Origin of the sequence: Stenotrophomonas sp. 24(2023), from assembly GCF_030913365.1 — a bacterium.
Lineage (GTDB): Bacteria > Pseudomonadota > Gammaproteobacteria > Xanthomonadales > Xanthomonadaceae > Stenotrophomonas.
The window spans coordinates 1,029,238-1,042,369 of the sequence record NZ_CP133160.1 but is presented as its reverse complement, the minus strand read 5'-3'; the positions used below and the strand labels follow the sequence as shown (position 1 = coordinate 1,042,369).

Annotated in this window: 12 protein-coding genes; 8 read left to right on the top strand and 4 right to left on the bottom strand. The window is 68.5% G+C overall.

Annotated elements, in window-relative coordinates:
* Positions 1–102: 102 nt before the first annotated feature.
* Entirely contained in the window at positions 103–1,359 is a 1,257-nt protein-coding gene (locus Q9R17_RS04635; protein WP_308157270.1) for a 6-phosphofructokinase, read from the bottom strand.
* A gap of 135 nt (positions 1,360–1,494) precedes the next feature.
* Between Q9R17_RS04635 and Q9R17_RS04630 the strand changes: the two genes are divergently transcribed.
* The 3 genes from Q9R17_RS04630 to Q9R17_RS04620 all read left to right on the top strand — a co-directional run bounded on the left by Q9R17_RS04630 (position 1,495) and on the right by Q9R17_RS04620 (position 4,332).
* Positions 1,495–2,058: an adenylate kinase gene (locus Q9R17_RS04630; protein WP_308157269.1), complete on the top strand. Its 564-nt coding sequence runs from the start codon at positions 1,495–1,497 to the stop codon at positions 2,056–2,058.
* Positions 2,059–2,392: 334 nt separating this feature from the next.
* Positions 2,393–3,757 (top strand): UDP-N-acetylmuramate:L-alanyl-gamma-D-glutamyl-meso-diaminopimelate ligase, encoded by a 1,365-nt coding sequence (mpl, locus tag Q9R17_RS04625; protein WP_308157268.1) that lies wholly within the window; start codon positions 2,393–2,395, stop codon positions 3,755–3,757.
* Positions 3,754–4,332: an LON peptidase substrate-binding domain-containing protein gene (locus Q9R17_RS04620; protein ID WP_308157267.1), complete on the top strand. Its 579-nt coding sequence runs from the start codon at positions 3,754–3,756 to the stop codon at positions 4,330–4,332. Before mpl ends, Q9R17_RS04620 begins: the two co-directional genes overlap by 4 nt.
* Positions 4,333–4,939: 607 nt before the next feature.
* Here the strand turns inward: Q9R17_RS04620 and Q9R17_RS04615 are convergent.
* Positions 4,940–6,934 carry a bifunctional DedA family/phosphatase PAP2 family protein gene (locus tag Q9R17_RS04615; protein ID WP_308157266.1) on the bottom strand — a complete coding sequence of 665 codons (1,995 nt, stop codon included), beginning with the start codon at positions 6,932–6,934 and terminating at the stop codon, positions 4,940–4,942.
* 85 nt (positions 6,935–7,019) lie between these two features.
* On the opposite strand from Q9R17_RS04615, the gene Q9R17_RS04610 reads away from it, so the two are divergent.
* Positions 7,020–7,682: a phosphotransferase gene (locus tag Q9R17_RS04610; RefSeq protein ID WP_308157265.1), complete on the top strand. Its 663-nt coding sequence runs from the start codon at positions 7,020–7,022 to the stop codon at positions 7,680–7,682.
* Positions 7,679–8,182: a DUF2867 domain-containing protein gene (locus Q9R17_RS04605; RefSeq protein WP_308157264.1), complete on the top strand. Its 504-nt coding sequence runs from the start codon at positions 7,679–7,681 to the stop codon at positions 8,180–8,182. Before Q9R17_RS04610 ends, Q9R17_RS04605 begins: the two co-directional genes overlap by 4 nt.
* A 30-nt stretch (positions 8,183–8,212) precedes the next feature.
* Here the strand turns inward: Q9R17_RS04605 and Q9R17_RS04600 are convergent, their stop codons facing one another.
* Positions 8,213–8,887 carry a hypothetical protein gene (locus Q9R17_RS04600; protein ID WP_308157263.1) on the bottom strand — a complete coding sequence of 225 codons (675 nt, stop codon included), beginning with the start codon at positions 8,885–8,887 and terminating at the stop codon, positions 8,213–8,215.
* 110 nt (positions 8,888–8,997) lie between these two features.
* Here Q9R17_RS04600 and Q9R17_RS04595 point away from each other — a divergent pair, with 110 nt between their 5' ends.
* Positions 8,998–9,816 (top strand): NAD(P)-dependent oxidoreductase, encoded by an 819-nt coding sequence (locus Q9R17_RS04595; RefSeq protein WP_308157262.1) that lies wholly within the window; start codon positions 8,998–9,000, stop codon positions 9,814–9,816.
* A 114-nt stretch (positions 9,817–9,930) separates the two neighbouring features.
* Complete coding sequence (locus Q9R17_RS04590; RefSeq protein ID WP_308157261.1) at positions 9,931–10,914, top strand: YiiG family protein; 984 nt, start codon at positions 9,931–9,933, stop codon at positions 10,912–10,914.
* A 33-nt stretch (positions 10,915–10,947) separates the two neighbouring features.
* On the opposite strand, the gene Q9R17_RS04585 is transcribed toward Q9R17_RS04590, so the two are convergent.
* Positions 10,948–11,820 (bottom strand): ion transporter, encoded by an 873-nt coding sequence (locus Q9R17_RS04585; RefSeq protein WP_308157260.1) that lies wholly within the window; start codon positions 11,818–11,820, stop codon positions 10,948–10,950.
* Between the two features lie 65 nt (positions 11,821–11,885).
* On the opposite strand from Q9R17_RS04585, the gene Q9R17_RS04580 reads away from it, so the two are divergent.
* The gene (locus tag Q9R17_RS04580; RefSeq protein ID WP_308157259.1) at positions 11,886–13,112 is read left to right on the top strand and encodes an acetylornithine transaminase; all 1,227 of its coding nucleotides are present in this window, start codon (positions 11,886–11,888) and stop codon (positions 13,110–13,112) included.
* Positions 13,113–13,132: the final 20 nt, after the last annotated feature.

Genomic DNA, 13,132 nt, shown 5'->3' with positions numbered 1-13,132 from the left:
GGCTTGCTTCGGCCCCTTGCGTCCCCCGGCCGGGCCCTGATTGTAGGGCGGCCATTCCCGCCATCGCAATGCGCCCGGCCGGCAGGGCCGGGCGCCTGTGGCTCAGCCCTCGAAGGGCGGCAGGGTCTTCTTCACGGCCACGTTCTTCAGCGTTACGTACTTCGGCAGGCCGTCGCTGCCGAAGGGAAGCGGTGCCTCGCCCTTGATCAGCGGCTGCAGGTAGGCACGGGCCTTGGCCGTGATGCCGAAACCATCGCGCCGGATGAAGCCGGCCGGCATCTTCTTCTCGTGGTTGGCGATCTTCGACAGCGGCGCAGCCTCGATCTTCCAGCGGTAGGGCGCATCGCTGCTGCGCACGATCACCGGCATCACCCCGTTGTGGCCCTTCAGCGCCAGCTGCACGGCGGCCTTGCCCACGGCCTGGGCCTGTTCCCAGTCGGTCCTGCTGGCGATGTGCCGCGCCGAGCGCTGCAGGTAGTCGGGCAGGGTCCAGTGCACCTTCAGGCCCAGCACGTCCTTGACCCGGCCGGCCAGATGGGCGGCCACGCCACCGAGCTGGGTATGGCCGAAGGAATCCTTGCCGCCGCCGGCATCGGCCACGAAACGGCCATCGGCGGTGGCGATGCCTTCCGAGGCCACCACCACGCAGTAACCCACCCGTTCGACCACGGCCTTCACCTTGGCCAGGAACGTGGCTTCGTCATAGGCACGCTCGGGCAGCAGGATGATGTGCGGGGCCTCGTCCTCGCCGTTGCCGGCCAGCCCGGCGGCGGCGGCCAGCCAGCCCGCGTGGCGGCCCATCGCTTCATAGATGAACACGCGGGTGGAGGTCTCGGCCATCGCCGCCACGTCCAGCGCCGCTTCGCGCACCGACACGGCGGTGTACTTGGCGGCCGAGCCGAAGCCGGGGCAGGTGTCGGTCACCGCCAGGTCGTTGTCGATGGTCTTGGGCACGCCGATGCAGGCCAGGTCGTAGCCGGAAGCCTGGGCCAGCTGCGAAACCTTCAGCGCGGTGTCGGCCGAATCGTTGCCGCCGTTGTAGAGGAACCAGCGCACGTCGTGGGCGCGCAGCACCTCCAGCAGGCGGTCGTAACGGGCCCGGTCATCCTGCAGCGACTTCAGCTTGAAGCGGCACGAGCCGAACGCCCCGCCGGGGGTGTGGGCCAGGGCGCGGATGGCCGCCGCGCTTTCCTTCGAGGTATCGATCAGGTCTTCGCGCAGCGCCCCCAGGATGCCGTTGCGTGCAGCCAAGACCTTGATTCCCTTGGCCCGGGCCTGTTCGATCACCGCCGCGGCGGTGGCATTGATGACGGCGGTGACGCCGCCGGACTGGGCATACAGGAGGGTACCGTTGCGCATGCTTTCACCTGCCAGGTGTGGGGGACATTGCAGGGACATTACCCGTATGCGGTAAAGTGGCGCTATTGCGGTGCAGCGATACCGGGCCGTCCGGACGCCCACCTTCTGGATTTTCAACACGTTGGAGTCAGGTTGATGCGATTGGTTCTGTTGGGACCGCCCGGTTCGGGCAAGGGGACACAGGCGACGCGCCTGAAGGAAAAGCTGGAGATCGCCCACATCTCGACCGGTGACATGCTGCGTGCGGAAATCGCCGGCGGCACCGAGCTGGGCAAGCAGGCCAAGGCCGTGATGGATGCCGGCAACCTGGTGTCCGACGAAATCCTGCTGGGCATGCTGGAATCGCGCCTGGCGCAGTCCGATGTCGCCAAGGGCTTCATCCTGGACGGCTACCCGCGCAACGTGGCCCAGGCCAATGCACTGGACGGCCTGCTGGCCAAGATCGGCCAGCCGCTGGACGCGGTGGTGCAGCTGGACGTGGCCACCGAGTTGCTGGTGGACCGCATTGCCGGCCGCGCCAAGGAGCAGGGCCGCGCCGACGACAACCCCGAATCGGTGCGCCAGCGCCTGCAGGTCTACAACGACCAGACCGCCCCGGTGGTCGATTTCTACGCTGGCCGCGGCACCCTGGCGCGCGTGGATGGCGTGGGTGACCTGGACGACGTCGAAGCCCGCATCCGCCAGGCCATCGGCCGCTGATGCCTGCCGGGCCGGCCTGCGGGCCGGCTCACCGGGAAGCACAACGCACACAGGCCAGGTCCGGAAGGACCTGGCCTGTGTCGTTTCATAGGCGCCAGCAGAGGGTTTGCTCAAGACCCCCGCAGCATGAGCTCCCTTGGGGATGGCCTCTTGGGGAGTAGGACCGATAGGGATGCTGCGGCTGGCAGGATGAATTGTGTCCGGGTTCACACATCATGGCTATCGGGAATTCCCTGACATGCGATTGGAAAAGTCGCACAGTCAATGTAGGAGTTCCCCGACCCTGAATCGACCATTGGCCGTCCATGGTCGCGATCGGTCACAATCTCCGCCCATGAGCAGCGTACATATCCTTGGAATCGCCGGCACCTTCATGGGCGGCGTGGCGGCGTTGGCCCGCGAGCTGGGCCATGCGGTCAGCGGCAGCGACCAGGCCATCTACCCCCCGATGTCCACCCAGCTGGAGCAGCTGGGCATCACCCTGGACCAGGGCTACCGCGCCGACAGCGTGCCACCGGGGACGGACCAGGTGGTGGTCGGCAATGCGCTTTCGCGTGGCAACCCGGCCGTGGAAGCCGTGCTGGATGCCGGCCAGCGCTACATTTCCGGCGCGCAGTGGCTGTCTGAACAGGTGCTGCCCGGCCGGGACACCCTGGCCGTGGCCGGCACGCACGGCAAGACCACCACCACGACCATCCTGACCTGGCTGCTGGAAGCCGCCGGCCGCGCGCCGGGCTTCCTGATCGGCGGGGTGGCCGAGGATTTCGGCGTTTCCGCACGGCGGGGACGTGGCCGCGAATTCGTGGTCGAAGCCGATGAATACGACACCGCGTTCTTCGACAAGCGCAGCAAGTTCGTGCACTACCGGCCGCTGGTGGCGATCCTCAACAACCTCGAATACGACCACGCCGACATCTTCCCCGACGTGGCCGCGATCCAGCGCCAGTTCCACCACCTGGTGCGCACGGTGCCCGCGCGTGGCCGGCTGATCGTCAATGGCGAGGATGCGCGCCTGGCCGAGGTGCTGGCGATGGGCTGCTGGACACCGGTCGAGCGCTTTGGTTTCGACCCATCGCTGGAATGGCATGCCGAACTGCTGGCAGCCGACGGCAGTGCGTTCGTGGTGCATCACCGCGGGCAACGCGTGGGCGAGGTGCACTGGCCACTGCTGGGGCGCCACAACGTGCTCAACGGCCTGGCCGCGTTGGCGGCGGCCCATGCGGTGGGCGTGGAACTGGCGGCGGTCATTCCGGCACTGGCACGTTTCCGCAGCGTCAAGCGGCGCCTGGAAGTGATCGGCACGCACGCTGGCGTGACCATCTACGATGACTTCGCGCACCACCCCACCGCGATCGCCACGACGCTGGACGGGCTGCGCGCCCGTGTCGGCGATGCCCGCATCGTGGTGGCGATGGAACCACGCAGCAATTCGATGCGCCTGGGCGCCCATGCCGAGGCGCTGGCACCTTCCCTGCAGCTGGCGGACGAGGTCGTGTTCCTGCACCGCCCGGAACTGGCCTGGGACGCGGGCAGGGTGATCGGTGCGGTGCGTGGCCATGCCCAGGCCGTGCCCGATACCGATGCGCTGCTGGCGCAGTTGCAGGCACGGGTGCAGCCGGGCGACCACGTGGTGTTCATGTCCAACGGCGGCTTCGATGGCGCCCCGCGCCGATTCCTGGCGGCGCTGCAGGCCCGATGAGCGATACCGCCAGCCTGCCGCTGTTCCCCTTGCATGCGGTACTGCTGCCGCATGCCAGCCTCGGCCTGCGCGTGTTCGAGCGGCGCTACCTGGACCTGGTGCGCGAAACCGGCCGCAGCGGCAGCGGGTTCGGTGTCTGCCTGATCCTGCAGGGCGAGGAAACCGGCGCACCGGCGGTACCGGCCGCCTACGGGGTGGAAGCACGCATCGAGGATTTCGATGTCGGCGCCGATGGCGTGCTGCAGCTGCAGTTGCGCGGTGCGCGGCGCTTCCACGTCGAGCGCACCCGCGTACGCGACAATGGCCTGGTGGTCGGTGACGTACGCTGGTGCGAACCGGACCCGGATGATGAACTGCGGCCCCAGCATGCCTTGCTGGCCACCGTGCTGGAACAGATCGTGGAACAGGCCGGTGCCGCCTTCGCGCCGGCGACACCGGCGTTGTACGACAACGCAGCCTGGGTGGGCTGGCGGCTGGCCCAGCTGCTGCCGCTGGCCGAAGCGCAGCGGCTGCAGCTGCTGCAGCAGGACGACCCGCACCAGCGCCTGCAACAGCTGCTGGGCTGGATGCCGTAACCCCGGGCCCCTGAACTGGTGGTTGCCAACCTGGGTTGGCAGCGGTCTGCACGAATCGCCAACCGAGGTTGGCGTCTACCGGAGCATGACCGGCAGCATGCCGATCCACCGGAAGGCCCCGGACCCGGTAGTTGCCAACCTCGGTTGGCAGCCGTTTGCACGAAGCGCCAACCCAGGTTGGTGTCTACCGGAGCGTGACCGGCAGCATGCCGATCCACCGGAAGGCCCCGGACCCGGTAGTTGCCAACCTCGGTTGGCAGCCGTTTGCACGAAGCGCCAACCAAGGTTGGCGTCTACCCGAGCGTGACCGGCAGCATGCCGATCCACCTGCAGCGGTCTGCACGAATCGCCAACCCAGGTTGGCGTCTACCGGAGCGTGACCGGCAGCATGCCGATCCACCTGAGGACCCCGGACCCGGTAGTTGCCAACCTCGGTTGGCAGCCGCCTGCACGAATCGCCAACCAAGGTTGGCGTCTACCGGAGCATGACCGTCAGCACGCCGATCCACCGGAAGGCCCCGGACCCGGTAGTTGCCAACCTCGGTTGGCAGCCGTCTGCACGAATCGCCAACCCAGGTTGGCGTCTACCGGAGCGTGATCGGCCCCATCACGGCGTGGTCTTCAACCGCAGCACCGGCAGCCCGGTTTCCGGGTGCACGTCCTCGGCCTGCGGCATGTCCCGCACGGCGTCCTTGACCGCATTGAGTGCCGGGTCGATACCGCGCAGCGGGTGCCACATGCCGATCCACTGCACATGCCGTTCGTAGCGCAGGGTCTGCGCGCTGCCCAGCCACAGCGGCGTATCGCCCGGCTGCAGCACGGCCGGGGCCGGCCACAGGCGCAGGGCATAGCGCTCATCCGGCCGTGCGCCCTGGCGCACCATCAGCAGCGCTTCCACGCGCGTGTCCAGGGTGGCCGGCAATACCGGCAGCGCATCCGGGCCGGTGTCCTTGTCCAGCATCATCAGCGCATCCTGCCAGCCGGCCTGCGGCTGCACGTGCCAGCCGCGCGCTTCCAGCTGGGCCTGCAGCGGCGCCAGCGGCCCGGCCACCTGCACGTCCAGCGGCCAGCGCTGGTCGTCATCGAATTCATTGCGGCGCGCCGGCAGCTGCGTCCACTGGGCGTTCCACCACGCCTGCGCATCGACCGCCACCGGTGCCGGCAGGGTCGGTTCGAAGCGGGCCAGCTTCACCGGGATGTTGCGCGGGGCGTACCACATCGCCGCCAGCACGAAGGTGCCGTAGAACAGCCACGCCGCCGGTTTCACCCAGAACGAGCGGTTGAAGCGGCGGCGGTAGGCGATGCCCAGCACCAGCAGCCAGAACGTGCCGAACAACATGCCGCCGATGACATCGCTCAGCCAGTGCGCGCCCAGGTACAGGCGGGCGAAGCCGATCAGGCTGACCACGATGCCCGACAGCAGGTACGGCCACACGCGCGTGCGGCCGGGCAGTTCGCGGGCGATCAGCACCGCGAAGAAGCCGAAGGTGATGGTGGCCATCGTCACCGACACCGACGGGAAGCCGAAGCCGCTGCTGGCATCGACCGGGCGCACCACGTCCACGGTGGCGCCCAGCAGCTTGGTCAGCGCCAGGCCGAAGGCCAGCGCGGCCAGCCAGTGGCCGGCGGCCATCCAGCGCCGCCGCCACAGCAGGTAGGCCATGCCGGCGGCGGTGGCCGGCAGCAGCACCTGCCAGGCACCCAGCGAGGCCAGCGCGGCCATCGGGTAGTCGGCCAGCGGGTTGCGCAGGGCCAGCATGGCCTGGTGTACCCACAGGTCCACGCTCAGCGGCTCACCATGGGCCACGACCACCATCAGCAGCACGAACCAGCCCCAGCCCAGCAACAGCAGCATCAGTGCCAGCATCGCCAGCGGCACCGATTCGCGCCGCGCCGGGTCGAACACCGACACCGAGTACCGGCCCAGCGTCGGGTGGCGCTGCGACCAGGCCAGCAGGCGCGCCAGCCAGCTGTCCATGCGGCTGGCCGACCAGCGGTAGCTGTACAGCACGATGGCCCAGACCAGCCCCAGGATCACCGCCAGCAGGCCCGCCACCACCACCAGACGGCCGGCCACGGCGGCCACGGCATCGTAGGCTTCGCCCAGCACCCAGCCCGGGGCCAGGAACAGCACCGCCCAGGACACGCTGGCCACGCCACTGGCCTGCAGGTAGCGCGGGAACGGCATTTTCATCATGCCGGCGATGGCCGGCACGAACGGGCGGATCGCCCCCACGTAACGCGCGACCAGAATGCTCTTGAAGGCATTGCGGCGGAACAGGTTCTCGCCCCGGTCCAGCAACTGCGGGTAGCGGCTGAACGGCCAGACGCCACGCAGCCGGTCACCCCAGCGCCGGCCCACCCAGTAGCTGATGCCATCGCCGGCGAAGGCACCCAGTGCGGCGGCGGCTACCGCATACGGCCCGGAAATCTGGCCCAGGCCGATGAACACACCGACAGCGAACAGCAGGGGCAGCGCGGGCACGATCGCGCCAAGGATGATCACCGCATCGCAGAAGGCGATGAGGAAAATAACCGCGCCAGCCAGCACGGGATGAGCTGCAATCCACGCAAGCGTGGCTTCGATCCAGGAAGCGTCCATTCCCCGATTATAGGGGCGTGAAGGTGACTGGTTCCCAGCCCCTTCGTGACCGTTTGCAACCAGTGCCATGGCCTAGAATGCACGCATGACTGCTTCTCCTACGCCTTCGGCGCGTGCGCTCAAGGCCGATACCTTCGGCCGTATCCTGCTGGTTTCCGGGGCCGATGGCCCGTTCGTCCGCCGTGATCTGGGCGCATCACCGTGGTGGCTGCGCTGGCCGGCGCGCGCGCTGGCACGGCGTGAAGCACGTGCCCTGCAGCACCTGCACGGCATGGCCGATGTGCCGCAGCTGCTGGCCTGGGATGGCCATCATCTGGACCGCAGCTTCATGGCCGGCGACGCCATGTACCTGCGCCCGCCGCACGGCGATGTGGCCTGGTTCCGTGCCGCGCGGCGGCTGCTGCAGCAACTGCACCGGCGTGGTGTGGCCCACAACGATCTGGCCAAGGAGGCCAACTGGCTGGTCACCGAGGACGGGCGGCCGGCCCTGATCGATTTCCAGCTGGCGGTGATCGGCAACCCGTGCTCGCGCTGGATGCGTCTGCTGGCCCGTGAAGACCTGCGCCACCTGCTCAAGCACAAGCGCATGTACTGCCGCGCTGCGCTCACGCCGGTGGAAAAGCGCGTGCTCAAGCGTACCTCGTGGGTGCGCGATGTCTGGTTCGCTACCGGCAAGCCGGTGTACCGCTTCATCACCCGGCGCATCCTGAAGTGGGAAGACAACGAAGGGCAGGGGCCGAAACCATGAACGGAGTGGATGCCGTGGCGCTCGATGCCGGCAGCGTGCTGCATGGGCAGCGCGAGGGCGCCATGTTCGTGCATGTGGTGCGTGCATCGACGCACCGCGCCGGCCGCTCGGCGCTGGCCGCCTACCAGGACATGGCCGCGTGCGTGCCGGGCTGGTTTGATGGGTTGATGGCCGTGCGCAACACCGGCATGCGCCTGCTGGGCATGAAAGACCTGGGCTCACTGCGCGCGGTGCGGGCGGTGACCGATCCGCGCCCGGGCCAGCGGCTGGGCATCTTCACCCTGCAGTCGCTGCAGGACGACGCGATTGTGCTGGAAGACGATGACCGCCACCTGCGGGTGCAGCTGTCGCTGCAATGGCGGGGCGACCAGCTGGAAATCGCCACGGTCGTGCACACCCACAACACGTTCGGCAGCGCCTACATGCTGCCGGTGGCGCCGGTGCATCGCTGGATCGTGCCGCACCTGCTGCGCAAGCAGGTGCGGCGCTACGCCCGGTAGATCCACGCCATGCGTGGCGGGGCGTGCCGGTTACTTCGGCGCGTCCGGCACCACCTGCTGGCCGATGAAGGTGCGCTTGGCATCGAAATCGTAGGCCACCTGCAGCTGGCCCACGTCCGGGCAGGCATGGCAATCGCGCAGCGGCGTGCGGTACAGCAGGCGGATGCCGCCGCCGTCCAGTGGCGAGGCGCCGGCCGACTGCGCCGGCGCGAACGGCGTGGCCTGCGGGTGCGCGTCCAGGATCGCCTTCACTGCCGGGTCCGCGCGCAGGGTGTCATCCAGCTGTACGGCATCCACATCGATGCGCTTGCCCTGCGCATCCACCAGGCGCGTGCCTTCGTTGGTGTTCGCGCGGAACGGGTATTCCACGGTGGCCACGCCCAGGCCGTCGTGTTCATGCCAGGCGGTCACGTAGGCCAGTTCGCCGGCACTGGACAGCTGCTGGGCGGCGGCGATGGCATCGGCACTGGCGCCACCGGCACGCATCGCATCGCGCAGGCAGTCGCGGGTGGCGGCGTTGTCGCCCTGGCGGCAGGCATTGAGATCGCCATCCCACACCACCGCGTCGCTCCAGCGCAGGTTGCTGTCGGCGGCGGCCGTCTGCGCGCTGTCGGCAGGTTCCTTGCCGGCTTCCGGGGGCTGGCCCTGGCAGGCGGTGAGCAGCACCAGGCCCAGGGCGGGCAGCAGCAGACGGGAACGACGCATGGCATGAACCTCGCAGCGGTGACTGGGCGGCTAGTATCGTCAAGGCCGGGTGAACTCCGCGTCGGCGCGGCATACTACGACCCGTTCGCAACAGTGCAGGAGTGAAGGACGTGGGCAGTCTGCAGGGCAAGACCCTTTTCATCACCGGTGGCTCGCGGGGCATCGGCCTGGCCATTGCGCTGCGTGCCGCGCGCGATGGCGCCAATGTGGCCATCGCGGCAAAATCCTCGGTACCCAACCCCAAGCTGCCGGGCACCATCCACAGTGCGGCCGAGGCGGTGACTGCGGCGGGCGGGCAGGGCCTGGCGCTGAAGTGCGACATCCGTGAAGAGGACCAGGTGCAGGCCGCCGTGGCGGCGACCGTGGATGCCTTCGGCGGCATCGACATCCTGATCAACAACGCCAGTGCGATCTGGCTGCGCGGCGCGCTGGATACGCCGATGAAGCGCTTCGACCTGATGCAGCAGGTGAATGCGCGTGGCAGCTTCCTGTGCGCGCAGGCCTGTCTGCCGTACCTGCTGCAGGCACCGAATCCGCACATCCTTACCCTGGCACCGCCGCCCAGCCTGGACCCCAAGTGGTGGGGGCCGCACACCGGCTACACCCTGGCCAAGATGGGCATGAGCTTCGTCACCCTGGGGCTGGCCGCCGAGTTCGGCCCGCAGCGGGTGGCGGTCAACGCGCTGTGGCCGCGCACCATCATCGCCACCGATGCCATCAACATGATTCCCGGCGTGGATGCGGCCGGTTGCCGCACGCCGCAGATCATGGCCGATGCCGCGCATGCGGTGCTGGTGCGCGAGGCGGCCGGTTTCCATGGCCAGTTCCTGATCGATGACGAGGTGCTGGCCCAGGCCGGCATCACCGACCTGTCCGCTTACGCGGTGGACCCGTCGCGGCCGCTGCTGCCGGATCTGTTCCTGGATTGAACCGGGCAATGCTGGCTGATGGTTGCCGGCCAACTGTGACCGGGCGCGCGACCACTGCGGTCGCAGGCTGATAGACTGCATCTCTGGAATCGGTTACATGACACGGAGATGTTGATGAAGCACGTAGGTTCAGCCGTCCTGTTGGCGGCATCGATCGCAGTGGCACTGTCCGCCTGTGGCAACAAGGGCGCGGCCGACAAGGCCGACAACGGCCACGACAGCAAGGTGGCCGCGCAGGCGCAGGACGCGCAGCAGGCGCTGACCGCCAAGCTCAATGATTACATCGACTGCTACAACGGCATGGATGCCGGGCTTCACCAGGGCATCGATCTGTACACCCGGTGGATCAAGGACCCGAAGGCGGGCCCGACCGGCCGCGAGGAACGTGGCTACGGGCCGACGCCGGTGGACGACTATCGCCTGAAGAAGTGCGATGAATCGGTCAATCGTGCGCTGGCCGCCACGCCGGCCCTGCCGGACCTCGATGCCGCCGCGCGCACGTACCTGGCGCAGCTGCATGCGCTGCAGCCGCTGGCCAAGCAGGCCCACGACTACTACGACCGCCAGGATTACGAAGATGACAACTTCGCCCTGGGCAAGCAGCTGCATGCGCCGCTGATGGCGGCCATGGCCAGCTTCACCAGCGCCAGCGAAGCGTTCAGCGATGCACTGGAGGCGCGCAACGATGCCGTGCAGCGTGAGCAGCTGGCGGCGCTGGAAAAGGCCGAAGGGCGCAGCATGGCGTTCTACCGCCTGTCGATGATGCTCGAAGCCAAGGCGATGGTGGACCTGATGAGCCAGGACACGTTCGACCCCGCTGCCGGTGCCGAGCGCGTGGCGGCGTTCAACGCCATTTCCGATGAGGCGCATGCCAAGGTGGTGGCACCGCCGAATTCCACCCAGTGGTCCACCTTCGAGATGTCGGCCGAGCAGTTCCGCCGCGAAGGCAAGGAGCGCCTGGCGCGCGTGCGCGACAGGAAGCCGTACAGCGCGCTGGAACAGAAGTGGATGGACAATCCGTCGCTGGCCCCGTCCGGTTCCCCGGGCAGGCTGCTCAAGGCCTACAACGATCTGGTCCAGCGCAGCAACCTGCTCTGATCGTGCTGCTGGCCTGCCGCCGCGCGCGGCAGGTCAGTGGTTGAAGGTGTCCGGAATCGCCCCGCCACAGCGCCGGCAATGCTTCGCATCCGGCTCGTGGCCTTCCAGCCCGCAGTGCGGGCAGCCGCGGGCATCGCGGCGGGCGGCCAGCTCGGCCTCGCGCATGGTGCTGGCCAGTTCGGCGGTGTAGATGCCGGTGGGCACGGCGATGATGCTGTAGCCGATCAGGATCAGCACCGAGGTGACGAAGCGGCCCAGCACGGTCTGCGGCACGATGTCGCCGAACCCGACCGTGGCCATCGTCACCACCGCCCAGTACATGCTGGCCGGGATGTTGCTGAAGCCATGCTCGGGCCCTTCGATGACGTACATCAGGGTGCCGGCGATGATGGTGATGGTGATGACCGTGAACAGGAACAGCAGGATCTTGCGCCGGCTGCGCCACAGCGACTGCATCAGGATGCCGCTTTCCTCGATGTAGCGGGTCAGCTTGAGGATGCGGAACACGCGCAGGATGCGCAGCGCGCGCACCACCAGCAGGCTCTGCGCGCCGGGCACGAACAGCGACAGGTAGGCCGGCAGGATCGAGAGCAGGTCGATGATGCCCCAGATGCTGACCGCATAGCGCAGCGGCCGTTTCACCACCGCCAGCCGCAGCAGGTACTCGGCGGTGAACAGCGCGGTGAAGCCCCATTCGAGCACGTACAGGCCATCGGCCCAGGCCACGTGCAGGTGCTGCACGCTGTCGATCATGACCACCAGGATGCTGGCGATGATCGCCACCACCAGGATCAGGTCGAAGTTGCGGGAGGGCCGGGTGTCGTGCCGGTAGATGATGTCGAACCAGGTCCGGCGCCAGCCGGTCTCGGTGGCGGGGTTCAGCTGGGGGGCGGAAAACGGGCGCATGGGTCCATTGTGCCGCAGGGGTACTGGCGCGAGAATGGGCCTTTCCGTCTACTGCCGCCACTGCCATGACCGCCGCCACCGACCCGCTGATCTCCCTGTCGCACTACTACCTGCCGGTGTACAAGCCGCGCCAGGTGGTGCTGGAACGGGGCCAGGGCGCCCGCGTGTGGGATTCGCAGGGCCGGGAGTTCATCGACCTGGCCGCCGGCATCGCCGTGTGCGGCCTGGGCCACAACGACCCGGACCTGGTGGCCGCGCTGGTCGACCAGGCCGGCAAGCTCTGGCATACCAGCAACGTGTTCTACAGCGCCCCGCCGCTGCACCTGGCCGAGGAACTGGTGACCTCCAGCCGCTTCGCCGAGCGCGTGTTCCTGTGCAATTCCGGCGCCGAGGCCAATGAAGCGGCCATCAAGCTGGTGCGCAAGTGGGCCTCCAGCCAGGGCCGTCCGGCCAGCCAGCGGGTGATCATCACCTTCCGTGGCAGCTTCCATGGCCGCACGATGGGCGCGGTGACCGCCACCGCCCAGCCCAAGTACCAGGAAGGCTACGAGCCGCTGCCCGGTGGTTTCCGCTACATCGATTTCAACGACGAGGTGCAGCTGGAAACGGCGATGGCCGCCGGCGACGTGGCGGCGGTGATGCTCGAGCCGGTGCAGGGCGAGGGCGGGGTGATGCCGGCCAAGCCGGGCTTCCTGCGCCGCGTGCGCGAGCTGTGCGACCAGCACGGCGCGCTGATGGTGCTCGACGAGATCCAGGCCGGCATGGGCCGCACCGGCACCCTGTTCGCGCACTGGCAGGATGACGTGGTGCCGGACATGGTCACCCTGGCCAAGGCACTGGGCGGCGGCTTCCCGATCGGTGCGATGCTGGCCGGCCCGAAGGTGGCCGAGGTGATGCAGTTCGGTGCCCATGGCACCACCTTCGGCGGCAACCCGCTGGCGGCGGCGGTGGCCCGCGTGGCCCTGCGCAAGCTGGCCAGCGCCGAGATCGCCAACAACGTCAGCCGCCAGTCGCATGCGCTGCGCGAGGGCTTCGACCGCCTCAATGCCGAGTTCAACATATTCAGCCAGGTGCGCGGCCGCGGCCTGATGCTGGGCGCGGTGCTGAACGAGGCCTTCGCCGGCCAGGCCGGCGCGATCCTCGACCACGCCGCCGAGCACGGCCTGCTGACCCTGCAGGCCGGCCCGGACGTGCTGCGCTTCGTGCCCTCGCTGAACATCACCGACGAAGAAGTGGCCGAAGGCCTCAAGCGCCTGCGTGCGGCGATCGTCTCGTTCATCGCATCGCGCTGACGTTTGGCGGGTAGCGCCGG